The 22,853-nt window shown below is 63.7% G+C and carries 22 protein-coding genes and 1 riboswitch; of the genes, 15 read left to right on the top strand and 7 right to left on the bottom strand.

All coding sequences use genetic code 11. The features are described from left to right. Nucleotides 1–21 precede the first annotated feature (21 nt). A complete protein-coding gene (locus IG197_RS00435; RefSeq protein WP_192316301.1) occupies nucleotides 22–288 on the bottom strand; it encodes a hypothetical protein in 267 nt (88 codons plus the stop codon). Nucleotides 289–553: 265 nt separating this feature from the next. Here IG197_RS00435 and IG197_RS00430 point away from each other — a divergent pair, with 265 nt between their 5' ends. Together IG197_RS00430 and IG197_RS00425 are read left to right on the top strand one after the other, a co-directional pair. Beyond that, on the top strand, nucleotides 554–2,401 hold the full coding sequence (locus IG197_RS00430; RefSeq protein ID WP_192316300.1) for a monovalent cation:proton antiporter-2 (CPA2) family protein: 1,848 nt from the start codon (nucleotides 554–556) through the stop codon (nucleotides 2,399–2,401). Between the two features lie 66 nt (nucleotides 2,402–2,467). After that, nucleotides 2,468–3,013: a DUF924 family protein gene (locus IG197_RS00425; protein WP_192316298.1), complete on the top strand. Its 546-nt coding sequence runs from the start codon at nucleotides 2,468–2,470 to the stop codon at nucleotides 3,011–3,013. 23 nt (nucleotides 3,014–3,036) lie between these two features. Here IG197_RS00425 and IG197_RS00420 read toward each other — a convergent pair whose 3' ends face one another. Further along, nucleotides 3,037–3,612 (bottom strand): GNAT family N-acetyltransferase, encoded by a 576-nt coding sequence (locus IG197_RS00420; protein WP_192316296.1) that lies wholly within the window; start codon nucleotides 3,610–3,612, stop codon nucleotides 3,037–3,039. 67 nt (nucleotides 3,613–3,679) lie between these two features. Between IG197_RS00420 and IG197_RS00415 the strand changes: the two genes are divergently transcribed. Beyond that, on the top strand, nucleotides 3,680–5,008 hold the full coding sequence (locus tag IG197_RS00415) for a DNA polymerase IV (RefSeq protein ID WP_192316295.1): 1,329 nt from the start codon (nucleotides 3,680–3,682) through the stop codon (nucleotides 5,006–5,008). Nucleotides 5,009–5,048: 40 nt separating this feature from the next. Here the strand turns inward: IG197_RS00415 and IG197_RS00410 are convergent, their stop codons facing one another. Then, nucleotides 5,049–5,384 carry a YadA-like family protein gene (locus IG197_RS00410; protein WP_192316293.1) on the bottom strand — a complete coding sequence of 112 codons (336 nt, stop codon included), beginning with the start codon at nucleotides 5,382–5,384 and terminating at the stop codon, nucleotides 5,049–5,051. Nucleotides 5,385–5,596: 212 nt separating this feature from the next. Next, nucleotides 5,597–6,607 (bottom strand): methyltransferase, encoded by a 1,011-nt coding sequence (locus IG197_RS00405; protein ID WP_192316291.1) that lies wholly within the window; start codon nucleotides 6,605–6,607, stop codon nucleotides 5,597–5,599. A gap of 182 nt (nucleotides 6,608–6,789) precedes the next feature. Here IG197_RS00405 and IG197_RS00400 point away from each other — a divergent pair, with 182 nt between their 5' ends. Both IG197_RS00400 and IG197_RS00395 read left to right on the top strand, forming a co-directional pair. Beyond that, nucleotides 6,790–7,203 carry a YciI family protein gene (locus tag IG197_RS00400; RefSeq protein WP_192316289.1) on the top strand — a complete coding sequence of 138 codons (414 nt, stop codon included), beginning with the start codon at nucleotides 6,790–6,792 and terminating at the stop codon, nucleotides 7,201–7,203. Nucleotides 7,204–7,236: 33 nt separating this feature from the next. Beyond that, nucleotides 7,237–8,529: an RNA polymerase sigma factor gene (locus IG197_RS00395; protein ID WP_192316288.1), complete on the top strand. Its 1,293-nt coding sequence runs from the start codon at nucleotides 7,237–7,239 to the stop codon at nucleotides 8,527–8,529. Nucleotides 8,530–8,553: 24 nt separating this feature from the next. On the opposite strand, the gene dnaE is transcribed toward IG197_RS00395, so the two are convergent. Beyond that, on the bottom strand, nucleotides 8,554–12,003 hold the full coding sequence (gene dnaE / locus IG197_RS00390; RefSeq protein WP_185910123.1) for a DNA polymerase III subunit alpha: 3,450 nt from the start codon (nucleotides 12,001–12,003) through the stop codon (nucleotides 8,554–8,556). A 302-nt stretch (nucleotides 12,004–12,305) separates the two neighbouring features. Here dnaE and IG197_RS00385 point away from each other — a divergent pair, with 302 nt between their 5' ends. Further along, nucleotides 12,306–13,433, top strand: coding sequence for an S-(hydroxymethyl)glutathione dehydrogenase/class III alcohol dehydrogenase (locus tag IG197_RS00385; protein WP_067957500.1), 1,128 nt, complete (start codon nucleotides 12,306–12,308; stop codon nucleotides 13,431–13,433). Then, the gene (locus IG197_RS00380) at nucleotides 13,433–13,906 is read left to right on the top strand and encodes a GNAT family N-acetyltransferase (RefSeq protein WP_192316286.1); all 474 of its coding nucleotides are present in this window, start codon (nucleotides 13,433–13,435) and stop codon (nucleotides 13,904–13,906) included. Before IG197_RS00385 ends, IG197_RS00380 begins: the two co-directional genes overlap by 1 nt. 6 nt (nucleotides 13,907–13,912) lie before the next feature. On the opposite strand, the gene IG197_RS00375 is transcribed toward IG197_RS00380, so the two are convergent. Further along, nucleotides 13,913–14,257: a cupin domain-containing protein gene (locus tag IG197_RS00375; protein WP_067966498.1), complete on the bottom strand. Its 345-nt coding sequence runs from the start codon at nucleotides 14,255–14,257 to the stop codon at nucleotides 13,913–13,915. 65 nt (nucleotides 14,258–14,322) lie between these two features. Between IG197_RS00375 and IG197_RS00370 the strand changes: the two genes are divergently transcribed. The 8 genes from IG197_RS00370 to gcvP all read left to right on the top strand — a co-directional run bounded on the left by IG197_RS00370 (nucleotide 14,323) and on the right by gcvP (nucleotide 22,430). Continuing rightward, nucleotides 14,323–14,796, top strand: coding sequence for a YaiI/YqxD family protein (locus IG197_RS00370; RefSeq protein ID WP_067961755.1), 474 nt, complete (start codon nucleotides 14,323–14,325; stop codon nucleotides 14,794–14,796). After that, nucleotides 14,793–15,449 (top strand): DUF1345 domain-containing protein, encoded by a 657-nt coding sequence (locus tag IG197_RS00365; RefSeq protein ID WP_067961752.1) that lies wholly within the window; start codon nucleotides 14,793–14,795, stop codon nucleotides 15,447–15,449. The genes IG197_RS00370 and IG197_RS00365 overlap by 4 nt, the downstream gene beginning before the upstream one ends. Before the next feature lie 117 nt (nucleotides 15,450–15,566). Continuing rightward, entirely contained in the window at nucleotides 15,567–16,442 is an 876-nt protein-coding gene (locus IG197_RS00360; RefSeq protein ID WP_371746500.1) for a cytochrome b/b6 domain-containing protein, read from the top strand. A gap of 1 nt (nucleotide 16,443) precedes the next feature. After that, complete coding sequence (locus IG197_RS00355; RefSeq protein ID WP_154384167.1) at nucleotides 16,444–17,235, top strand: molybdopterin-binding protein; 792 nt, start codon at nucleotides 16,444–16,446, stop codon at nucleotides 17,233–17,235. A gap of 159 nt (nucleotides 17,236–17,394) precedes the next feature. Next, nucleotides 17,395–17,775 carry a helix-turn-helix domain-containing protein gene (locus IG197_RS00350; protein WP_192316284.1) on the top strand — a complete coding sequence of 127 codons (381 nt, stop codon included), beginning with the start codon at nucleotides 17,395–17,397 and terminating at the stop codon, nucleotides 17,773–17,775. 119 nt (nucleotides 17,776–17,894) lie between these two features. Further along, nucleotides 17,895–17,981: riboswitch (glycine riboswitch) on the top strand. Nucleotides 17,982–18,130: 149 nt separating this feature from the next. Beyond that, entirely contained in the window at nucleotides 18,131–19,231 is a 1,101-nt protein-coding gene (gene gcvT / locus IG197_RS00345; protein ID WP_192316283.1) for a glycine cleavage system aminomethyltransferase GcvT, read from the top strand. A 5-nt stretch (nucleotides 19,232–19,236) separates the two neighbouring features. Beyond that, nucleotides 19,237–19,605 (top strand): glycine cleavage system protein GcvH, encoded by a 369-nt coding sequence (gcvH, locus tag IG197_RS00340; RefSeq protein WP_018427756.1) that lies wholly within the window; start codon nucleotides 19,237–19,239, stop codon nucleotides 19,603–19,605. Nucleotides 19,606–19,619: 14 nt separating this feature from the next. Next, the gene (gcvP, locus tag IG197_RS00335; RefSeq protein ID WP_192316281.1) at nucleotides 19,620–22,430 is read left to right on the top strand and encodes an aminomethyl-transferring glycine dehydrogenase; all 2,811 of its coding nucleotides are present in this window, start codon (nucleotides 19,620–19,622) and stop codon (nucleotides 22,428–22,430) included. Nucleotides 22,431–22,504: 74 nt separating this feature from the next. On the opposite strand, the gene IG197_RS00330 is transcribed toward gcvP, so the two are convergent. Beyond that, the gene (locus tag IG197_RS00330) at nucleotides 22,505–22,825 is read right to left on the bottom strand and encodes a hypothetical protein (protein WP_192316279.1); all 321 of its coding nucleotides are present in this window, start codon (nucleotides 22,823–22,825) and stop codon (nucleotides 22,505–22,507) included. Nucleotides 22,826–22,853: the final 28 nt, after the last annotated feature.

The following is a 22,853-nucleotide window of genomic DNA, read 5'->3' as shown; positions in this document are numbered from 1 at the left end:
TTTTCGTTTCAGGCCGAAGAATCAGCCCTTGATGGCGGTCAGCAGGTCGTCATAGGCCTTGCAGGCCTCTTCCGACGTCGTCGCACCGGTGTACTTCGTGGCAACTTCCTGCACCTTGGCGGACAGCTCGGCAGCCTTGGCCGGGTCCTTGGTGATGGCTTCCTGAAGCGCGGTCGTCACTTCCTGGCCCTTCTTGGTCAGAACCTCGGCGGTGCATTCGGGCGCCTTCGAGCAGGCCGAAAGGCCAAGCGCGGCAACGCCGAGCACGGCAAACAGCATATTTCTCATGTCAGTCCTCTCCTCGTAGCCGGCAACAAACGCCGGCGGCAGTTCAACCCCACACTGGTCGAAACCGAGCCCGCCTTAGCGTCAAGCCATGTCACACGCAATGGCAGGTTGTGGGGCCAGAGCCATGCCATACCGATTCGGCGACAATGTTGTGGCAGGACAATTCGATAGGCTGGCCGGGCTGTTCTGAAGCGCCCGAAGCACCTATCTTGGCGCTTTCCCACCAAAGCGGTATCAGCCGCACAGCCAAGGATCGAAAAGGCGCATGGCAGCAGAGACAGCGGGTGTCGATCTGGTTCCGGTGGTGGCGCTGCTGGCTGCAGGCGTCGTGGCCGTCCCCATCTTCAAGCGACTCGGCCTCGGCTCCATCCTCGGCTACCTCAGCGCCGGTGTGGTCATTGGCCCATTCGGCATCGGCATCTTCACCGAATCCTCCACCATCCTGCATGTCGCCGAACTCGGCGTGGTGATGTTCCTGTTCATCATCGGCCTCGAAATGCAGCCGTCGCGGCTGTGGGGTCTGCGGCGCGAAATCTTCGGGCTGGGCGCACTGCAGGTCGGCATCTGCGCGGCTCTGTTGACCATGGTTGGCCTCGCCGGAGGTTTCCTGGTCTCCCAATCCTTTGTCGCCGGTGCCGGCTTTGTGCTGACGTCCACCGCAATCGTCATGCAGTTGCTCGACGAGCGTGGCGAGATGTCGACGCCAAAGGGGCAGCGCATGGTTTCGATCCTGCTGCTCGAGGACCTCGCCATCGTGCCTTTGCTGGCGCTGGTGGCCTTCCTGGCGCCGGTCGCAGCCTCCGACACTGGTACGGGCTGGGCCGGGCGGCTGACCGACATCGGCATCGGCGTCGCGTCGATCACCGGACTGGTCATCGCCGGCCGCTATCTGCTCAATCCGTTGTTCCGGGTCCTTGCCGACTCGCGCGCTCGCGAAGTGATGACAGCAGCTGCCTTGCTCGTTGTGCTGGGTGCAGCACTCGCCATGCAACTTGGCGGTCTTTCCATGGCGATGGGTGCGTTTCTCGCCGGCGTGCTGCTGTCCGAATCGACCTTCCGCCATCAGCTCGAAGCCGACGTTGAACCCTTCCGCGGTATCCTGCTCGGCATGTTCTTCATCGCGGTCGGCATGTCACTCGACCTGACGGTCGTGCTGGCCAACTGGCAGATGATCGCCTTCTACGTCGTCGTCTACATGCTGATGAAAGGCATCGGCATCTATGGGGTTGCGCGCTTCCGGAAGTCGGGTCATCGCGAGGCGCTGGAACGTGCCGTCATCATGGCGCAAGGCGGCGAATTCGCCTTCGTGCTCTACTCCTCGGCGCTGGCCGTCGGCATCATCGACGGCGAGGCCAATGCGATCCTGACTGCCATCATCATCATCTCGATGGTGCTGACCCCGTTGGCGATCATGGTGCTGCGCCGCTTCACGCCGCAGGTCGAACAATCGCTCGAAGACGTTGATGTCGCAGCGGAACTCAGTGGCACGGTGCTGGTGATCGGCTTCGGTCGCTTCGGACAGATCGCCAGCCAGCCTTTGCTGCTGCGCGGCGTCGACGTGTCGATCATCGACAACGACGTCGAGATGATCCAGGCGGCCGCTGATTTCGGCTTCAAGATCTATTATGGCGACGGCACCCGGCTCGATATCCTGCATGCGGCAGGCGCCGGACGGGCACGCGCCGTGCTGATCTGCGTCGACAAGGAAGACGTTGCTGTCCGCATCGCACAAAACCTCGCCGCCGAGTTCCCGTTGGTGCCGGTTCTGGCGCGTGCCTATGACCGCGGCACGGCGATGAAGCTCATTCGCGCCGGCGTCGACTATCAACTGCGCGAGACATTCGAATCGGCGATCGTCTTTGGCGGCGCCACGCTCGAAAAGCTCGGCGAGGATCCGGACGACGTCGCCGAGGTGATCGAGGAAGTGCGCCGCCGTGACGCCGCACGGCTGGAGATGCAGTTCGCCGGCGACATCCACGCCGGCGGCGACTTCCTGCAAGGCAATATCGCCGGGCCGGTGCCGACACCGCTGACACCGCCGCGCCGTACCGCCAAGGCCCTCAACGAGGAAGCAGCGGATGCGATCGCCAAGAGGGTCGTGCCTGGCGAATGATGGATTTGCCGTCGCGCGTCGATGGGCTACGCGCGATGCCACAGTGAAAGCAACGAGGAGCCGAAGATGATCGACAGGCAGCGTGCAACCGAAGTGGTCGCCTTTTGGCGCGAATCCGGGCCGGAAAGCTGGTTCCGCAAGGACGAGATGTTCGACGACAGCTTCCGCAGCCGCTTCGGCGACCTGCACATGGCCGCCGCCAAGCGCCAGTGCGACCACTGGGCAGACGATGCCGAGGGGGCGCTGGCGCTGATGATCCTGCTCGACCAGTTTCCGCGCAATTGCTTCCGTGGCAGCGGCCACATGTATGCCACCGATCCGCTCGCCCGCCATTTCGCGCGCCGGGCGGTGGCCGACGGCCACGACATGGCGACGGATGCGCCAATCCGGGTGTTTTTCTATCTGCCGTTCTCGCATTCCGAGACGCTGGCCGATCACGACACCCCGCTCGCACGCTCGACGGCGCTTGGCGGCGACTACCTCAAGCACGCCATCGGTCATCGCGACATCGTCGCCCGTTTTGGCCGCTTCCCGCACCGCAACTTCATCCTCGGCCGCGAATCGACCGAGCAGGAGCTGGCGTTTCTCGAAGCCGGCGGCTTTTCAGGCTAAATTGCTTCCGCCGTAGTCACGCCTCAGAGTTCAAGACGCATCAGCGGCCGGCCCGGCTTCCGCTCGATTGCGCGCGTAAACCCCGCCTTTTCGAACACCCGCGTCGAGCCGACAAACAGGCTGACCGGGTGTTTGCCGTTCGATTGGTCGATTGGGCAGGCTTCAAGCACGCGGGCACCCGCCTGGCGCGCGAATGCGACACCGGCGTCGACAAGCCGGTGCGTCACACCCTGGCCGCGTGCCTTGCCGCGGATGAAGAAGCAGGAAATGGCCCAGACGGCTGGATCGCCGGCATCCTCTGGTGACAACGGCGCGGAGCCCCTGCCCTTGTTGTTGAATTCGGGCACGTCGGCGCGCGGGCCGATCTGCATCCAGCCGACCGCCTGGCCATCCGAGAATGCCAGCAGGCCCGGCGGCGGGCCGGCTGCGATTCGCGTCTTGATGTGATCCTTGTTGCTCTCGCGTTTGCTGTTCCGCCTGACCGCCGGCGGCAGCCTGAAATAGGTGCACCAGCAGCCATAGCAGGCACCCTGCTTGCCGAACAAATCCTCAAAATGTGGCCACAGATCCGGTGTCAGCGGCGAAATGGCATCAGTCATGGCATGGCTCCAGAGCGCAGCCTTGTCCCGACGGGGCAGCTGACATAAAATCGCGCTTGTTCTCTTTATGTTCGCAGCGAAGGCGATGCCTGTCAACGATCCCAGCCACGGTTTTTGCCGCGACTGCCTTGCCCTTCAGCGTGGGTCGGGACCGCGCTGCCACGGCTGCGGCAGCCCGCGCCTGTTGCGCCATCCCGAGCTTTACAAGCTGCACCTCGCCCACATCGACTGCGATGCCTTCTATGCGGCAGTGGAAAAACGCGACAATCCCGAGCTCAAGGACAAGCCGGTCATCATCGGCGGCGGCAAGCGCGGCGTGGTCTCCACGGCCTGCTACATTGCCCGTATCCATGGCGTGCGCTCGGCAATGCCGATGTTCAAGGCGCTGGAGGCCTGTCCAGAGGCGGTCGTGATCAGCCCCGACATGGAAAAATACGTCCGTGTCGGGCGTGAGGTGCGCTCGATGATGCAGGCGCTGACGCCGCTGGTGGAGCCGCTGTCGATCGACGAGGCCTTTCTCGACCTCGACGGCACCGAGCGCCTGCATGGCCTGCCGCCGGCACTTGTGCTCGCCCGCTTTGCGGTTGCCGTCGAGAAGGAGATCGGCATCACCGTCTCCGCCGGCCTGTCCTACTGCAAGTTCCTCGCCAAGGTCGCTTCCGACCTGCGCAAGCCGCGCGGCTTTACCGTCATCGGCGAGGCCGAGGCGCTCGCCTTCCTCGCGCCACAGCCGGTGACGATGATTTGGGGCGTCGGAAAAGCCTTTGCCGCGACGCTCGAAAGCGACGGCATCCGCAGCATCGGCCAGTTGCAGCGCATGGACCGCGGCGACCTGATGCGGCGCTACGGCACGATGGGGAGCCGGCTCTATCACCTGTCGCGCGGCCAGGACGATCGCCAGGTGTCGCCCGACCAGGAAGCCAAGAGCGTTTCGGCGGAAACCACCTTCGATACCGATCTCGCGTCGTCGGCGGAGCTGGTGCCTGTGCTGCGTGCGCTGTCGGAAAAGGTCTCGGCGCGGCTGAAGAAGGCAAACATTGCCGGCCGCACCGTCGTGCTCAAGCTCAAGACCCAGGACTTCAAGCTCCGGACGCGCAACCGCCAGCTGACCGACCCGACACGGCTTGCCGACCGCATCTTCCAGACCGGCATGCAGCTTTTGTCGAAGGAAACCGACGGCACAAAGTACCGCCTGCTCGGCATCGGTGTCAGCGACCTCTCCGATGACGAACGCGCCGACCCGCCCGATCTCGTCGACGTCCAGTCGCGCAAGCGGGCGCTGGCCGAAGGCGCCATCGACGTGCTGCGCGGCAAGTTCGGCAAGAACGCCGTCGAGACCGGCTACACCTTCGGCAAAGGCCGCAATGCGCATCCGCCCGAGGCGCTGGACGACTGAAACGCAACGCGGCAAGCACGTCTGCTGGACCAGTGTCTCGCTACCAGGCGAATGTCAGGCCGGCGCGGCTGCCCACCGTGCCGTGGCGCGCGCCGACACCGATGCCACCATGCAGGTGCAGATTGTCGTTGATGCGCATGGCTGCGGTTCCGGCAAAGCCGTTCTCGCCCTCGAAGTTGCCCCAGTTGATCGACATCGCGAAGTCCTTGTCGGAAGGCAACGTGCCGCCCACCATCGCCAAGGCAATGGCGCTGCCTTCATAGGCCTTGCCGATGCTGCCGGAGAAGCTGCCCTCGAGCGCGGCGACGCGGCCGTCGAGCGAAGCGATCGTGTTCGGCCCGAAGTTCGACATCGCCAGATTGCCGCCGGCCCCCATTCTGCTGCTGCCATGCTGATCTTCCCCAAGAGCGCGCACAGGAGGGGCAAATCAAACACAAGTCTGGGAATCGCACATCCGGCAGATGCCGGATGAAATCTGCTTCGCAGCAGATTCAGCGGGTGCTCGAGCCGAGTATTTTTGGTGTTTTCACCGGCACCATCGCCGATGCCAGTCAGGGGCGCTCCCGCAGTTGCTTCAACGGATACAGGTCACGCCAGCTCGCCTTCGACAATGCTGATACGCGGCCCGGCGTCGATCACCTTGGTCAGCCGGAAGCCGGATGCTTCGAACAGCGCCGCGAACTCGTCCCTGGTTCTTTCCTGTCCGCCGGGTACCGCCAGCATGTTGAGGTCGGCGAATTTGGCGCGCGCGCCTTCGTTCGGTGGCGCGAGAACAGCTTCGAGTACGACCAGCGTCCCGTCCGGCCGGATTGCCCGCCGGCAGCTTTTCAGCACGGCGATCGAGCGCTCGTCGTCCCAGTCGTGCAATATCCATTTCATGACATGCGCATCGGCACCCTCCGGCACGGCAGCGAAGAAGTCGCCGCCGACCACCTCGCAGCGATCGGCGACCGACGCCGCACTAAGAACGGCACCGGCGCCCTCGACCACCATCGGCTGGTCAAACAGGATGCCGCGCTGCGGCGGATTGCGGGCAAGGATCGCCGCCAGCAAGGCGCCCTGGCCGCCGCCGACATCCATGATGACGTCGAAGCGGCCGAAGTCGTAGGCCGCAAGCACCGCCGCAGCGACTGCCGGCACGAACGACGACATCGCCCGGTCGAAAATCAGCGACTCCTCTGGATGATCGATGCGGTACTGCCAGACACCGGTGCCATGGGCATGCTCGAACGCGTTCTCGCCGGTGCGCACGCTGTGCAACAGCTTACCCCAGGCGTCGCGGTAGTAGGCTCGGCCAACCATGCGCGCCCAGGGTGCGACGGATTGCTCGGCATCCGAACGCAGCCCCGACCCAAGCATCGTCAGGGAAAACTGCCTGGTCGCCCCTTCATGGAGCACACCGACCGAAGCAAGCGCACGCAACAGGCGGTAGAGCGCCTGCGGGTGAGACCCGGTCGCAGCGGCGAGATCGTCGCTGGAACGCGGTCCGTTCGTCAGTTCATCGGCAATGCCAAGGGTTGCGGCGACGCAGATCGCCTGGGACACCTGATACCCATTCACCATCTGCATGAGGTCTGCTGCGGCGGCTTTCTCGTCCATGACGGCGCCCTCTCACTGGCCGAGGCAAAGTACCAGCAGTGATGAAGCGCCGCAACGAAGCAAAGTATTGCACGCGGCAAGAAATCGCCAACGGCTTTGTCGATCCTGCTGCCTTCTGCTCGTCGTGTTGGCAGACTAGGCTCAGACAATGGTGTCGGGCCTCATTGTGCGGGAGCAAACCAATGCGTTTCATGTTCGTGATCAAGGCCAGCAAGGACTCCGAAGCGGGCGTCATGCCCCCGGCGGAAATGATCTCAGCCATGGCCGACTATCACGGAGAACTGGCCAAGGCCGGTGTGCTGCTCGACGGCAGCGGCCTGCAGCCGAGCTCCAAGGGTTGGCGCATCACATGGTCTGGCGGCAAGAAGACCATCACTGATGGCCCCTTTGCCGAGACCAAGGAACTGATCGCCGGCTACACGATCATCCAGGTGAAGACGCGCGAGGAAGCGATGGAATGGGCCAACCGCTTTCCCAACCCGCAGATCGAGAACGGCCAGATCGAGGTGCGCCAGATGTTCGATCTCGAGGATTTCGAGCCCAGCGAAGGCATCGATCGCTTTCGCGAAATGGGCATCGCGCAAGACAGGCCATAGATGGCCGCAAACCATGGCCCTCCGCAGCCAACGATGCCGACCGACTTTGTTTCTGATGACAGCGTCGCCAGAAGCCGCGCGACGCACAGGGCCATCGAGACAGTGTTCCGCATGGAGCGGGCGCGGATCGTGGCGGCACTCACCCGGTTCACCCGCAGCGTCGACCTGGCGGAAGAGTTGGCCCAGGATGCCCTCATCGCGGCACTGCGCAACTGGCCCGTTTCAGGCATCCCGGACAAGCCTGGCGCCTGGCTGATCACTTCGGCCAGGCGCCGGGCCATCGACCATTTTCGGCGTGCCAAGATGGCAAACGGCAAACTCGCACTGCTGGGTATCGATGCCGACGTCGAGGCAATGGCCGAGCCAGAGGACGGGATGGGCGACGACATGCTCGGACTGATGTTCGTGTCCTGCCATCCGGTGCTTTCGGCCGACGCACGGGCGGCACTCACCTTGCGGTTGGTCGGTGGCCTGACCACGGAAGAGATCGCCCGCGCCTACCTGGTTTCCGAAGCAGCGATGGCGCAGCGCATCATCAGGGCCAAGCGCACTCTGTCGGACGCTTGCGTGCCGTTCGAGGTGCCTGCCGGCCAGGATCGCGCCGACCGGCTGAGCTCGGTGCTCGAAGTGCTCTATCTCGTCTTCAACGAAGGCTATTCCGCCACCCGCGGCGACGATTGGATGCGGCCACAACTCTGTCAGGAGGCGATGCGGCTGGGGCGGATGCTGGCGCTGCTTGCACCCAATGACACTGAAGTTCACGGCCTGGTCGCGTTGATGGAAATCCAGGCATCGCGCTTGCCGGCCCGCACCGATGCCGACGGCAAGCCGATCCTGCTGCTCGACCAGATCAGATCCCGTTGGGACCATCTGCTAATCAATCGCGGCCTTGCGGCACTCGCCAAGGCCGAAGCCTTGCAGCAACCAGGCCCATACACGCTGCAGGCGGCGATCGCGGCCTGCCACGCCCGGGCGCACGCGGCCGAACAGACCAACTGGCCGCGCATCGCCGCTCTCTACGCGGCGCTGGCCGCGCTTGCGCCCTCGCCCGTGATCGAGCTGAACCGGGCCATGGCACTGGCGATGGCATTCGGTCCGGCAGCCGGACTGGAGCTCGCCGACCAGCTGATGCTGGAGCCGGCGCTGCGCAACTATCACCTGCTGCCAAGCGTGCGCGCAGACCTGCTGATGAAGCTCGGTCGCCTTGGCGAGGCGCTTGGCGAGTTCGAACGGGCGGCTGCACTAACCCAAAACGAGCGCGAGCGGGCCATGCTTGTGGAACGGGCGCAGGCCTGCCGGGCCGAGCTGGCCGGCAAGGCGAAGTGACGTCGCCGGAGACAACCTAACCGGCTAGACCAGCTCGACCTCGACAACTCCCGGCACGGCGCGCATCGCCGAAGCGATCGACGGCGTGATGCGGTAGCGTTCGCGTAGCTCGATTTCGATCTCGCCCTCGGCCTCGCCCTTGAGCACGATGAAGCTTACCTCGCCTTCGCCGCGCACCGTCAGCTGGTTGGACAGCATGTTGAGCGGAGCCGCGTCGCGCACGAAGATGCGCAGCGTCTTCTGCACCCGGCTCGCTTCGTCCTCGAGCGACTGCACAGTCTGGATGCGCAGGTTGACGCCTTCGGGGCGATCCTCGGCGGCAACGGTGACGACCACCGATTTGCCGGGTTCACACAGGTCGCGATACTGCGCCAGCGTCTCCGAGAACATCACCGCTTCATACTGGCCCGAAACGTCAGAGAACTGGACGATGCCCATCTTGTTGCCGGTCTTGGTCTTGCGTTCCTGCTTGGTGGTGACGGTACCGGCCAGACGCCCTGCAGTCGCACCACGCTTCACGGCAGCGGCAAAGTCGGCCCAGTTCTGGACGCGCATCTTCTCAAGTGCGGCCTTGTATTCGTCGAGCGGATGCGCCGAGAGGTAGAAGCCGACGACCTGGAATTCGCGATGCAGGCGATCGGCGGCAAGCCAGGCGTCGGCGACCGGCAGGTGCAGCGACGGCGCCTGCCCTGAGGCAGCACTGCCGAAGATGTCGGACTGGCCAAGGGTGGCATTTTCGTGGGCGCGGGAGGCAAGGCCCATCATGCGCTCGATGCCCGCCATCATCGCCGCGCGCTCGTGGCCGAAACAGTCGAGCGCGCCGGCCATGATCAGGCTTTCAAAGACACGCTTGCCGACCAGCTTGGGGTCGATGCGCTCGCAGAAGTCGGCGAGGCTGGCGAAGGGCTTTTCCTGGCGCTTGGCAACGATGTGGTGCACCGCCGCCTCACCCACGCCTTTGATCGCGGCGAGCGAGTAGAAGATCTTCTTCTCGCCGACCTCGAAGTCGCGGAAGCTGGTCATAACCGATGGCGGCACGACGTCGATGCCGAGCCGCATCGCATCCTGGCGGAAGTCGTTCAGCTTGTCCGTGTTGGACATATCGTAGGTCATCGAGGCCGCGAGGAACTCGACCGGATAGTGTGCTTTCAGATACGCCGTCTGGTAGGAGACGATGGCGTAGGCTGCGGCGTGCGACTTGTTGAAGCCGTAGTCGGCAAACTTGGCGAGCAGGTCGAAGATGGCGTTGGCCTGCGGTTTGCTGACCTTCTTGTCCATGGCACCGGTGACGAAGCGCTCGCGCTGCTTGTCCATCTCGGCGCGGATCTTCTTGCCCATGGCGCGGCGCAGCAGATCGGCTTCGCCGAGCGAATAGCCCGACAGCACCTGCGCGATCTGCATGACCTGCTCCTGGTAAACGATGACGCCTTGCGTCTCCTTCACCAGATAGTCGATCATCGGATGGATCGAGGCGATCTCCTCGTCACCATGCTTGCGGGCGTTGTAGGTCGGGATGTTCTCCATCGGGCCGGGGCGGTAGAGTGCCACCAGCGCGATGATGTCCTCGACCTGGTCGGGCTTCATGCCGATCAGCGCCTTGCGCATGCCGGCACTTTCAACCTGAAAGATGCCGACGGTCTCGCCGCGCGACAGCATGGCGTAGGTCAGCGGATCGTCGAGCGGGATCAGCGCGAGGTCGATGTCGACGCCCTTGCGGCTGATGAAATGCACCGCCTTTTGCAGCACCGTCAGCGTCTTCAGACCGAGGAAGTCGAACTTCACCAGTCCGGCCTGCTCGACATATTTCATGTTGAACTGGGTGACCGGCATGTCCGAGCGCGGGTCTCGATACATCGGCACCAGTTCGGACAACGGGCGGTCACCGATGACGATGCCGGCGGCGTGCGTCGAGGCGTGGCGGTAGAGACCCTCGAGCTTCTGTGCCATGTCGAGCAGCGTCTGCACGATCGGCTCGCGTTCTGCCTCCTCGGCAAAGCGCGGCTCGCCCTCGATCGCCTGGGCCAGCGTCACCGGATTGGCCGGGTTCTGCGGCACCATCTTGGTGAGCTTGTCGACCTGGCCATAGGGCATCTGCAGAACGCGGCCAACGTCGCGCAGCACGGCGCGCGCCTGCAGCGTACCGAAGGTGATGATCTGACCGACCTGGTCGCGACCATACTTGCCGACCACATAACGGATCACCTCTTCGCGGCGGTCCTGGCAGAAGTCGATGTCGAAGTCGGGCATCGAGACGCGGTCGGGGTTGAGGAAGCGCTCGAACAGCAGCGAGAAACGCAGCGGATCGACATCGGTGATGGTCAGCGCATAGGCAACCAGTGAGCCTGCACCTGAACCACGGCCGGGGCCGACCGGGATGCCCTGTTGCTTGCCCCATTTGATGAAGTCGGCAACGATCAGGAAGTAGCCCGGGAATTTCATTCGCTCGATGATGCCAAGCTCATATTCGAGCCGTTCCTGGTACTGTTCGGGCGTGTAGCCGGTCGACAGGCCACGCGTTTCCAGGCGCATCGCAAGACCTTCGCGAGCCTGGCGGGACAGTTCCGCCGCTTCGGCGGCAACCGCCGCGTCGGCATCGGCGATGTCGCCACCGGTGAATCGCGGCAGGATCGGATTGCGGTTCTTGGGATAGTAGGAACAGCGCCTGGCGATCTCGACGGTGTTGTCGATCGCCTCAGGCAGATCGGCAAAAAGCTCTGCCATCTCCTTCTGCGACTTGAGGAAATTGTCCGGCGTCAGCCTGCGGCGATTGTCCTCGGCGACGACCGAACCCTCGGCGATGGCAATGAGCGCGTCGTGGGCCTCGAAGTCGGCACGCTTGGCGAAGAACGCCTCATTGGTGGCGACCAGCGGCAGATAGTGGCGATAGGCGAGTTCGATCGTTGCCGCCTCGATCATGCGGTCATAGCCGGCCAGACGCTCGAGTTCGACGTAAAGCCGATCGCCGAACATCTGCTTCAGGGTCAGCAGGCGGCTTTCGGCAATTGCGGTGTGGTCGCTCTTGATCGCGGCACCGACCGGCCCGCGTGGACCACCGGTCAGGCAGATAATGCCGTCCGCTGCGGTGGCGAGCCAATCGAGCTTGGCGTGCACCGGTTCGCCGTTCGGGGTTTCGAGATAGAGACGGCTGACCAGCCTGACAAGGTTGGCGTAGCCGGTCTCGGTCGCGGCAATCAGAACCACCGGAAACAGATCGAGTGCCTGCTTCCAGCCCTGGCCGCGTTGGGTGCTGTCGCCACCGTCTGCAAAGTCAACGTCGACCTGGCAAGCGATCAATGGCTGCACACCATCCTTGGTGGCCTTCTGGGCAAACTCCAGCGCGCCGAATAGGTTGTTGGTGTCGGCAACCGCGATGGCGGGCGCCTCGTCCTTGGCAGCGTGTCCGACGACCTTGTCGAGCTTCAGGGCACCTTCGAGCAGCGAATAGGCCGAGTGAACGCGCAGATGAATGAACATCCGGTCGGAAGTCTCTGGTTTTTCTGCCCTTATGAGCGCTTCACGCTTCAGGGGATCGCGTGGGAGCCTGTCACTCGACATCGAATCGTCTGCCATTTACCTGGAAATTCCGCTGATATGTTCGGCCACGCCAGCCACCATGTCCATCCCGCAAGGGGTCGCGTCGGAAACCGCTTGTGGAGTATCATGCCAACCGTCGTCCTGCGACGTTCAGGTGTCGCCTTGCCGGTTGCCTGCGGCGGCAAAACCTGAAACCTTGCCGACAACAATTTTTCCTCTGAGTAGATATAGGGACGATCGCCATGAAAACCCGCGCCGCCGTTGCCGTTGGAGCCGGAAAGCCGCTCGAGATCATGGAGGTGGACCTCGAGGGGCCGCGCGAGGGCGAGGTGCTGGTCGAGATCAAGGCGACCGGCATCTGCCACACCGACGAGTTCACGCTGTCAGGCGCCGATCCCGAAGGCATCTTCCCGGCCATTCTCGGCCATGAGGGTGCCGGCGTCGTCGTCGATGTCGGCAAGGGTGTCACCTCGCTCAAGAAGGGCGACCACGTCATCCCGCTCTACACGCCGGAATGCCGCTCCTGTCCGTCCTGCCTCAGCCGCAAGACCAACCTGTGCACCGCGATCCGCTCGACGCAAGGCCAGGGGCTGATGCCTGACGGCACCTCGCGCTTCTCGATCGGCAAGGACAAGATCTTCCATTATATGGGCTGCTCGACCTTCTCGAACTTCACCGTGCTGCCCGAGATCGCACTCGCCAAGGTCAATCCGGACGCCCCCTTCGACAAGATCTGCTACATCGGCTGCGGCGTGACGACAGGCATCGGTGCGGTCATCAACACCGCGCGCGTCGAGATCGGTTCGACGGCCATCGTCTTCGGCCTCGGCGGCATCGGCCTCAACGTGCTGCAGGGCCTCAGGCTTGCCGGTGCCGACATGATCATCGGCGTCGACATCAACAATGAGCGCAAGGCCTGGGGCGAGAAGTTCGGCATGACGCATTTCGTCAATCCGAAGGAGGTCGAGGGCGACATCGTTCCTTATCTGGTCAACATGACCAAGCGTGGTGCCGACCAGATCGGCGGCGCCGACTACACCTTCGACTGCACCGGCAACGTCAAGGTGATGCGCCAGGCACTGGAAGCCAGCCATCGCGGCTGGGGCGAGTCGATCGTCATCGGTGTCGCCGGTGCCGGCCAGGAGATTGCGACGCGGCCGTTCCAGTTGGTCACCGGCCGGACCTGGAAAGGCACCGCCTTTGGCGGCGCACGCGGCCGCACCGACGTGCCGAAGATCGTCGACTGGTACATGGAGGGCAAGATCCAGATCGACCCGATGATCACCCATACGCTGAAGCTAGAAGACATCAACAAGGGTTTCGACCTGATGCATGCAGGCGAAAGCATCCGCAGCGTGGTCGTCTACTGATGAGCGGAATCGCATATGAGGTCGACGTAAGATCGCTCGATGAGCTCTCGCCACGTGACCTCTATGCCATGCTGAAGATGCGGCTCGACGTCTTTGTCGTCGAGCAGAAATGCGCCTTCCCCGAAATGGACGGCAAGGATCCCGAGGCGTTGCATCTCAGGCTGCTTGCCGGCAAGGAACTGGTGGCGAGCACGCGCATCATCGCCCCATCGGGCCATGACGATCCGGCCTATATCGGCCGGGTGGTGGTCTCTCCTGATCATCGCGGCAAGCGCCTCGGCGACAAGCTGATGGCCGAATCCATAGCCGCCTGCGAAAGGCTCTTTCCGGACCGGCCAATTGCGCTTTCGGCCCAAAGCCATCTCGAGAAATTCTACGCGTCCTTCGGCTTCGACACAGTGTCGGACGAATATCTCGAGGACGACATCCCGCATGTCGACATGCTCAGGCCTGTCCCGCGCGCAAGCGCCTGACGGGGCTTACTCCAGCCAGGTCGTGTCGAAGGCACCGGCTACATGCAGGTCGGTCGTCTCCAGCCGTCCAGGCCCGAGATTGGCGAATTTGTGCGGCGTGTTCGCCGGCGCCACCAGGATCTGCCCGGCCTCCGCTTCGATCGTCTCGTCGCCGACGGTGAACAACGCCCGCCCGACACGGACGATGAACACCTCCGGATAAGGATGGGTGTGCAGCTTCGGCCCGCCGCCGACCTTGTCGCTGCTGAAGAACACCACCGAGACATCGGCGCCGAAAGCGCCGCCCTGGAACTCGCCGTGCCAGGAATCGGGCTTTTCGGCCCATTGTTCGCGATTGATCAGATGTGCCATGCTCGGTCTCCGTTCGACGCGCCAGACCATAATCAAAGAACTACCTTCCCGGAACCGTGCCTGAAATGACTGAAAATGCCCCTGTGATCTATGTCGATGCCGACGCCTGCCCGGTGAAGGACGAGGTGGTGAAGGTCGCCGAACGGCTGGACCTCGTCGTCACCTTCGTGTCAAACGGCGGCTTGCGCCCGTCGCGCGATCCGATGATCCGCAACGTCGTGGTCTCAAAGGGCGCCGACGCCGCCGACGACTGGATCGTCGAAAACGCGCGCGCCAACGACATCGTCATCACCGCCGACATCCCGCTCGCCGCGCGCACCGTGGCGCTTGGCGCCCATGTGCTCGGCCCGACCGGCAAGCCGTTCACTCCGGAGACCATCGGCATGGCGGTCGCCATGCGTGATCTGAAACAGCACCTGCGCGAAACCGGTGAAAGCAAGGGCTACAATGCCTCCTTCTCCGCCCAGGACCGCTCGCGCTTTCTCGGCGCGCTCGACCAGATGGCGCGAAGGGCTGTGAAGTCGGTGCAGGCACAATGAAGCCGTTCGGCCGCCATTTCATTTTCCTGGCAAGCGCCGGCATCGGGGTGGCGGCGCTCGCCGTGGCAATGCTGCTCCAGCATCCGCTCAGCTACAGCATCGCCGCTAATACGTTTTTCGCCACTTACATACTGCTTGTCCTGCGTGAAATGCCGCGACTGACGGCGGACTTCCTCAGCCGGCGCGCCCAGCAGGCCGACGAGCCGATCTGGATCATCTTCTTGGTGACCATCGGTATCGTCGTGGTCGCCGTCGGCTCGCTATTCGTGCTGATGAATGCCAAGCAGGTTCCGCATCCCTCCTGGCTGGCGTTTTCGCTGCTGTCGCTGCCGCTCGGCTGGCTGACCATCCACGCCATGGCGGCCCTGCACTACGCCCGCCTCTACTGGAAAGGCGACACCAAGGCCGATGCCGCGTCGACACGCAGCCGCAAGCCGGTCGGCGGCCTGATCTTTCCCGGCACAGAACGCCCCTGTGGCTGGGATTTTCTCTACTTCGCCGTGGTCATCGGCATGACGGCGCAGACCGCCGACACCAACATTTCGTCGACGCACATGCGCCAGGCAGCGCTTGTCCATTCGGTCCTGTCGTTCTTCTTCAACACCATTATCGTCGCCGCGGCCGTCAACCTGGTGGTCTCACTCGCAAGCTGATTTCACGCCGAAGTCACCGCCGCAGCGAAACAATTCCCGACGCCAAAGCGTAATCCTCTGCGAAAGGGCGTAAGATGACGCCCCCGCAATCGCCGATGCCACGGGAGATCGGGTGTTATGGAAAGCCAGGCGCACATGCTGCAGCAGGCGAATGACGCGAAAGCGTCAGGCACCCGCGGCGAACTCGTCTATCGGCAGACACGCTGGACACGCCTCACCCATTGGATCTGGGCAGTGTCGCTGTTTTTCCTGCTGCTGAGTGGTCTGCAGATCTTCAACGCCCACCCCGCGCTCTACATCGGCAAGCAGTCAGGCTTTGCTTTCAGCAACGACGTGCTGGTCATCGGTGCTGAAAATAGCCCAACGGGACCAGTCGGTTACACGACGATCCTGGGAAACAGATTCAACACGACGGGTGTGCTTGGCCTGTCGGGATCGGCCGCCAATCCAAACGGGCGCGCGTTTCCGGCATGGGCGACGATTCCGTCCGGCCAGGATCTCGCCACCGGCCGCGTCGTGCATTTCTTCTTCGCCTGGGTGCTCTCAGGCACGTTGCTCGTCTGGCTCGTCGCCAGCGCCATCAACGGCCATCTGCGTCGCGATCTTGCGCCAAGCGTCAACGATCTGCGCAACCTGCCGAAGGACGTCGCCGACCACGCCAGGCTGAGGTTCCACCATAGCCGCAACTACAACACCTTGCAGAAGCTCGCCTATGGTGGCGTGCTGTTCGTGCTTCTGCCGCTGATGATCGTCACCGGGCTTGCCATGTCGCCGAGCATGAATGCAGCCGTGCCGTTCCTCGTCGACCTGTTGGGCGGACGCCAGACCGCGCGCACCATCCACTTCGTCACCATGGCGCTGCTCGTCGGCTTCTTCGTTGTCCACATGCTGATGATCCTGGCGGCGGGACCGATCAACGAACTGCGCTCGATCGTCACCGGCTGGTATCGCACCGACCCACCGCAACGCGACCGTCGCGAAGGGAGCGCCTGAGATGCCCAAGTTCCAGCTCAACCGCCGGCGCTTCCTCACGACAGCTACGCTCGGTGCATCGACACTTGCACTCTCCGGTTGCGACGCCTTCGATTTTCTCGCCGATCGCGACAACGGCGTGCGCAATGTCCTCGAGGGTGCCAACGACCTGACATACCGCGTCCAGCGGCTGCTCGCCGGCCGCGAGTCGCTGGCCCAGGAGTTCACCGAGGCCGACATTCGGCAGCCGCAACGCCCCAACGGCATCACTGCACCCGACGACAGTGTCTACAAATCCCTTCAGTCGGGCGACTTCGCCGACTGGCGGCTGGAGGTGACGGGCCTGGTCGAAAAGCCGCTATCGCTTACGCGCCAGCAACTGATGAACATGCCCTCGCGTACCCAGATCACCAGGCATGACTGCGTCGAGGGATGGAGCTGTATTGCCAAATGGACAGGCGTGCCGATGGCGCTCGTACTCGATGCCGCCGCGGTCAAGCCCAATGCCCGCTACGTCGTCTTCCACTGCCTCGACACCATCGAACGAAGCCTCTCGGGCGAAGTCAAATATTACGGCTCGATCGATCTGGTCGACGCGCGGCACCCGCAGACAATCCTCGCCTATGGCATGAACGGCATGCCGCTGCCGGTCGAAAACGGCGCACCGCTTAGGGTGCGTGTCGAACGACAGCTCGGCTACAAGATGCCGAAATACATCCACAAGATCGAGCTGGTCGACGGCTTCGGCGCCATGGGCCTTGGTAAGGGCGGCTATTGGGAAGACCGTGGCTACGACTGGTACGGCGGCATCTGACGGACGATCGCAAGCGCCATTGATAGTCACGCTTATTCAATAGCTTGACCGATTTTTCGTATCTTGCGGTTGCGCATCCGGGCTCGCTGGCCGATGCTCGCGGCATGCCGCCCAGACATTAGGCGGTCCAAATCCAACATACGACAGGAGGCCCTTCTGGTGTCCGACACCACGAACATCTATGAGCAGACACCCGATCTCGACACCATTGGCGGACGCCTGTCGCGTGCGCGCGAAGCAAGCGGCCTGAGTGCTTCGGAACTTGCCTGGCGCCTCGGGGTCAAGACCGCCACCATCAATGCCTGGGAGCGCGACCGCTCGCAGCCCGGGGCCCATCGCATCGCCAAGCTGGCCGGCCTGCTCGGCTCCAGCATTTCCTGGATCCTGCACGGCATCGGTCCTGCGCCGCGCGAAGACGACCTGTCCGCCGCCTCGGTTTCGTTGCAGATGGAACGGCTGCTACGACTGCACCGCCAGACCGGCAACCTGATTGGCCAGCTCGAGCGCGACCTGCGCAAGCTGGAAAGTGCCGGGACCTGACCCGGACCACCCGGAAGTATTGGTTGGGACTATCCATCCGGTGAATAAGCACTGCGCGGACAGGTGACAAAGTGTCGTCGGTGGGATATTGACGACTCGTCTGGAGCCTTTGCGGGCTCCACCTGTTTGCGGGAGAGAGCAGCGAAAGCTGACGCCGAAGGGGAAATCGCCCGAAATCTCTCAGGCAAAAGAACCGTAAACAGGAAGGACACTCTGGAAAGTCGGGACCTTGGTCCCGCGCCGAAGGTGTAAGCGCTGCCGACAGAGTTCCGGAGCGCGAGTCTCTCAGGCTTCAGACAGAGGGGCACGGAATGGCTGCCACAAGCGGCTGGACACGTGCGACTCTGGAGAAGACATGACAGGCGAAGCCACCAACCAACTCCCACTTGCAGATCTGCATGCAGCCGCTGGTGCGCGCTTTGGCGCCTTTGCCGGATGGAACATGCCGCTGACCTATCCTGCCGGCGTGATGAAGGAACACCTTCACACCCGGGAGCATGTCGGCCTGTTCGACATCTCCCACATGAAGCTGTTCCTGGTCACCGGCCCGGGGGCCGCCGACCTCATCAACCGCGCCTGCCCGCTCGATGCGCGCGCGCTTGAGACCAGGCAGTCGAAATACACCTTCTTCCTGACCGAGACCGCCGGCATCATCGACGACCTGATCATTACCCGTCTCGGCGACGAGCGTTTCATGGTGGTGGCCAATGCCGGCAACGCAGCGACCGACGAAGCGCATCTGCGTGCGCTGGCCAAGGACTTCGACGCCACGATCGAGCCGCTCGACCGCGTCTTCATCGCGATCCAGGGCCCCGAGGCGGCCACAGTGCTCGGCAAGGCCGGCATTGCCACCGACGCGCTGTTCTTCATGCAGGGCTTCGAGCCGCGCGCCAACTGGTTCATGAGCCGCTCCGGCTATACCGGCGAGGATGGTTTCGAGATCGGCCTGCCGGAGGCAGACGCGCGCGAATTGCTTGCCAAGCTTCTGGCCGACGAGCGCGCCATGTGGATCGGCCTTGCCGCACGCGACAGCCTGCGCCTCGAAGCCGGGCTCTGCCTGCATGGCAACGACATCACCCCCGACAACGACCCTGCAAGTGCCGGCCTGATGTGGGCGATCCCCAAGGACCTGCGTGCAGACGGCGGCTTTATCGGCCGCGCGGCACTTGCTGCGATCCTCGCCGACGGCGCCAAGGAAAAGCGCGTCGGCCTGAAGCCTGAAGGCCGCCAGCCGGTGCGCTCCGGCGCCGAGCTGTTCGATGCCGACGGCAAGCTGATCGGCCGCGTCACCTCGGGCGGCTTTGGCCCGTCGGCCGGATTCCCGGTCGCCATGGGCTATGTCTCCGCGTCGCTGGCCAAGGCCGGCACCCGTGTCTTCGCTGACGTCCGCGGCACCAAGGTGCCCGTCGACGTTCATTCTCTTCCCTTCACGCAGCATCGCTACCGCAAAGGATAATTTCCATGACCAAGACCTATTTCACCGAAGACCACGAGTGGATCCGCGTTGAAGGCGACATCGCTACCGTCGGCATTACCGACTACGCCCAGGAACAGCTTGGCGACCTGGTCTTCGTCGACCTGCCGGAAGCCGGCCGCAAGCTCGCCAAGGGCGACGTCGCCGTGGTCGTCGAGTCGGTCAAGGCCGCATCGGACGTCTATGCACCGATCGACGGCGACATCACCGAAGCCAATGCAACGCTCTCGTCCGACCCGGCGCTCGTCAATTCGGCTGCATCAGGCGACGGTTGGCTGTGGAAGATGAAGATCGCCAATGCGGGCCAGCTCGACGGCCTGATGGATGAAGCGGGCTACAAAGCCCATATCGGTTGACAGGATCGCCTGAGATGACCACCGCACCCTATCCCTTTTCGGCCCGCCACATCGGGCCCGGCCCAAAACAAACCCGCGCCATGCTCACCGCCATCGGCGTACCCTCCGTGGAAACCCTGATTTCGCAGGCCGTGCCGAAGTCGATCCGGCTCGACCGCGCGCTCAACCTGCCGGCCCCGGCGAGCGAACATGAAGCGCTTGCCGAGCTTGGCGAGAAGATGGGCCGCAACAAGGTGCTGAAGAGCTTCATTGGTGCCGGCTATCACGGCGTCAACGTGCCTCCGGTCATCCAGCGCAACCTGTTCGAGAACCCGGCCTGGTACACCGCCTACACGCCTTACCAGGCCGAAATCAGCCAGGGCCGCCTGGAGCTCCTGTTCCACTTCCAGACGCTGGTCGCCGAACTGACCGGCCTGCCGGTCGCCTCCGCCTCGCTGCTCGACGAAGCAACCGCCGTTGCCGAAGCGGTCGGCATCGCGCTGCGCCATCACCGCGACAAGCGCAGCCGCGTCGCCATTGCCGGTGCAGCGCACCCGCAGGTCCTCGACGTCGTTCGTACCCGCGCCGAGCCGCTGGGCACCGAGATCGACGGCGAGACCATCGACGACAACACGGCAGCGCTGATCGTTTCCTGGCCCGACACCAACGGCGTCTATGGCGACCACAAGGCGGCGATCGAGAAGGCCAAGGCCGTCGGCGCCATCGTCATCTTCGTCTCGGATCCGCTCAGCCTGACCGTAACCGATACGCCTGCCAGCCTTGGCGCCGACATCGCCGCAGGGTCGATGCAGCGCTTTGGCGTGCCGATGGGCTTTGGCGGTCCGCACGCAGCATACTGCGCCGTCTCCGACAAGCTGACCCGCCTGATGCCTGGCCGCCTCGTTGGCCAGTCGGTCGACAGCAAGGGCCGCCCCGGTTACCGCCTCGCACTGCAGACCCGCGAACAGCACATCCGCCGCGACAAGGCGACGTCGAACATCTGCACCGCACAGGCCTTGCTCGCCAACATGGCGGCATCTTATGCCATCTGGCACGGCTCGGTCGGCCTGCAGGCGATCGCCGAGCGGGTCCACGCGCTGGCCAGCCGTCTTGCCGAGAGCCTGAAAGCTGCCGGCCTGCCGGTGCTTGGCGACAAACGTTTCGACACCGTCACCATCGAGGCCAAGGGCAAGGCCGAGGCTATTGCCGCCGAGGCCGAGAAGACCGGCCGCCTGCTGCGTGTCATCGACGCCGACCATGTCTCGGTCGCCTTCGACGAGACCTCGACAGCTGCCGATCTCGAAGCGATCGCTGCCCTGTTTGGCGCAAAGGTCGTGGCCGAAGCCAAGCGTTCGCTGCCGGGCCAGCCGCGCGGCAAGGAGTTCCTGACCCAGCCGGTGTTCCACCAGAACCGCTCGGAAACCGACATGATGCGCTTCCTGCGCAGGCTGGCCGACAAGGACCTGGCGCTCGACCGCGCCATGATCCCGCTCGGCTCCTGCACCATGAAGCTCAATGCCGCCGCCGAGATGATGCCGGTCAGCTGGCCGTCGGTCGCCAACCTGCATCCGTTCGCGCCGACCAGCCATTCCCTCGGTTATCGCGCGATGACCGACGACCTCGAAGCATGGCTGTGCGAAATCACCGGCTTCGACGCCGTCAGCCTTCAGCCGAATGCCGGTAGCCAGGGTGAATATGCCGGTCTTCTGGCGATCCGCCGCTATCACCATTCGCGTGGCGAGACGCAGCGCAACATCTGCCTGATCCCGTCTTCGGCGCATGGCACCAACCCGGCCAGTGCGGCGATGGCCGGCATGGACGTGGTTGTCGTGCACTGCCTCGAAGACGGCGACATCGACGTCACCGACCTCAAGGTGAAGGCCGAGCAGCACGCCGACAAGCTGGCTGCGCTGATGTTCACCTACCCGTCGACGCATGGCGTGTTCGAGGAAGGCGCACGCGACATCTGCGAGATCGTCCATGCCCATGGCGGCCAGGTCTATTTCGACGGTGCCAACCTGAACGCGATGGTTGCGCTTTCGCGGCCGGCCGACATCGGTGCCGACGTCTGCCACATGAACCTGCACAAGACCTTCTGCATTCCGCATGGCGGCGGCGGCCCCGGCATCGGCCCGATCGGCGTCAAGTCGCATCTGGCGCCGTTCCTTCCCGGCCATGTCGAAATCGGCAGCGCGCATGCGGTGTCGGCTGCCCCCTTCGGCAGCGCCTCGATCCTGCCGATCACCTGGATGTACATCCGGATGATGGGCGCTTCGGGCCTCAAGCACGCGACGGAAACGGCGATCCTCAATGCCAACTACATCGTCAGCAAGCTCGAGGGGCACTATCCAGTGCTGTTCAAGGGCAAGAACGGCCGCGTGGCACATGAGTGCATCCTCGACACCCGCGTGCTCAAGGAGCGGGCCGGCATATCGGTCGAAGACATTGCCAAGCGGCTGATCGACTACGGCTTCCATGCACCGACCATGTCGTGGCCGGTTGCCGGCACGCTGATGGTCGAGCCGACCGAGTCCGAGCCGAAGCACGAAATCGACCGTTTCTGCGATGCGATGATTGCGATCGCCAACGAAGCAGCAAAGGTCGAAAAGGGCGAATGGCCTAGGGATGACAATCCGCTGGTCAATGCGCCACACACGGCGACCGAAACGCTGGCCGGCGAGTGGAAGCATCCCTACTCGCGCCTCGAAGCGGCCTATCCCGGCGGCGATCCCGACACTGTCGCCAAGTACTGGCCACCGGTGTCGCGTATCGACAACGTCGCCGGCGACCGCAACCTGGTCTGCGCCTGCCCGCCGCTGAGCGAGTATCTCGGCGCCGCCGAGTAATCTGAACGGCAAACACATCAATCGGCGGCGTACCTCACGGGCGCCGCCGATTTGCTTTTGGATGGGCGCCGCTCTTACGCGTCTCTACTCGGAGAGTTCCTCAGCCGCGACCGGCGATCAGACAAAATGGCCAACGCGGTCAACGCGGCAACGGCGGCAAAGCCTGCAGAGAGAAAGACGCGCTGCGACAACGCGGCTTCGTAGTCCGGAGGAATGGTGAACAGGCAAAAAGCAATACCAACCGCAGCCCCGGCCACCAATGCCCAAGCGATACAGTTCAGCCTGGTCAGCTTTCGGCTGAAGTGGAGCGAAGCAACGATCGGCACGCCGGGGCCAATGCTCACGGCGTAGCTCAGGGCCATCAACCAGACGATGCTGAGAAGATGCTTTTCCATGTGCCCCGGACCGGAATAGGGATATCCC

The organism is Aminobacter sp. SR38, assembly GCF_014843375.1.
Classification (GTDB): domain Bacteria; phylum Pseudomonadota; class Alphaproteobacteria; order Rhizobiales; family Rhizobiaceae; genus Aminobacter; species Aminobacter ciceronei.
The sequence above is the reverse complement of the archived record's forward strand: the minus strand, read 5'-3'. Positions and strand labels throughout refer to the sequence as shown.

Bases quoted from the DNA above. Each gene is read 5' to 3' on its own strand.
- gcvP (WP_192316281.1), top strand. From the start codon at position 19,620: ATGACCACCGCACCCTATCCCTTTTCGGCCCGCCACATCGGGCCCGGC.
- IG197_RS00360 (WP_371746500.1), top strand. From the start codon at position 15,567: ATGGAAAGCCAGGCGCACATGCTGCAGCAGGCGAATGACGCGAAAGCG.
- IG197_RS00435 (WP_192316301.1), bottom strand. From the start codon at position 288: ATGAGAAATATGCTGTTTGCCGTGCTCGGCGTTGCCGCGCTTGGCCTT.
- IG197_RS00355 (WP_154384167.1), top strand. From the start codon at position 16,444: ATGCCCAAGTTCCAGCTCAACCGCCGGCGCTTCCTCACGACAGCTACG.
- IG197_RS00370 (WP_067961755.1), top strand. From the start codon at position 14,323: ATGACTGAAAATGCCCCTGTGATCTATGTCGATGCCGACGCCTGCCCG.
- IG197_RS00430 (WP_192316300.1), top strand. From the start codon at position 554: ATGGCAGCAGAGACAGCGGGTGTCGATCTGGTTCCGGTGGTGGCGCTG.
- dnaE (WP_185910123.1), bottom strand. From the start codon at position 12,003: ATGTTCATTCATCTGCGCGTTCACTCGGCCTATTCGCTGCTCGAAGGT.
- gcvH (WP_018427756.1), top strand. From the start codon at position 19,237: ATGACCAAGACCTATTTCACCGAAGACCACGAGTGGATCCGCGTTGAA.
- IG197_RS00400 (WP_192316289.1), top strand. From the start codon at position 6,790: ATGCGTTTCATGTTCGTGATCAAGGCCAGCAAGGACTCCGAAGCGGGC.
- IG197_RS00365 (WP_067961752.1), top strand. From the start codon at position 14,793: ATGAAGCCGTTCGGCCGCCATTTCATTTTCCTGGCAAGCGCCGGCATC.
- IG197_RS00330 (WP_192316279.1), bottom strand. From the start codon at position 22,825: ATGGAAAAGCATCTTCTCAGCATCGTCTGGTTGATGGCCCTGAGCTAC.
- IG197_RS00395 (WP_192316288.1), top strand. From the start codon at position 7,237: ATGCCGACCGACTTTGTTTCTGATGACAGCGTCGCCAGAAGCCGCGCG.
- IG197_RS00420 (WP_192316296.1), bottom strand. From the start codon at position 3,612: ATGACTGATGCCATTTCGCCGCTGACACCGGATCTGTGGCCACATTTT.
- gcvT (WP_192316283.1), top strand. From the start codon at position 18,131: ATGACAGGCGAAGCCACCAACCAACTCCCACTTGCAGATCTGCATGCA.
- IG197_RS00385 (WP_067957500.1), top strand. From the start codon at position 12,306: ATGAAAACCCGCGCCGCCGTTGCCGTTGGAGCCGGAAAGCCGCTCGAG.
- IG197_RS00375 (WP_067966498.1), bottom strand. From the start codon at position 14,257: ATGGCACATCTGATCAATCGCGAACAATGGGCCGAAAAGCCCGATTCC.
- IG197_RS00380 (WP_192316286.1), top strand. From the start codon at position 13,433: ATGAGCGGAATCGCATATGAGGTCGACGTAAGATCGCTCGATGAGCTC.
- IG197_RS00415 (WP_192316295.1), top strand. From the start codon at position 3,680: ATGTTCGCAGCGAAGGCGATGCCTGTCAACGATCCCAGCCACGGTTTT.
- IG197_RS00425 (WP_192316298.1), top strand. From the start codon at position 2,468: ATGATCGACAGGCAGCGTGCAACCGAAGTGGTCGCCTTTTGGCGCGAA.
- IG197_RS00410 (WP_192316293.1), bottom strand. From the start codon at position 5,384: ATGGGGGCCGGCGGCAATCTGGCGATGTCGAACTTCGGGCCGAACACG.
- IG197_RS00405 (WP_192316291.1), bottom strand. From the start codon at position 6,607: ATGGACGAGAAAGCCGCCGCAGCAGACCTCATGCAGATGGTGAATGGG.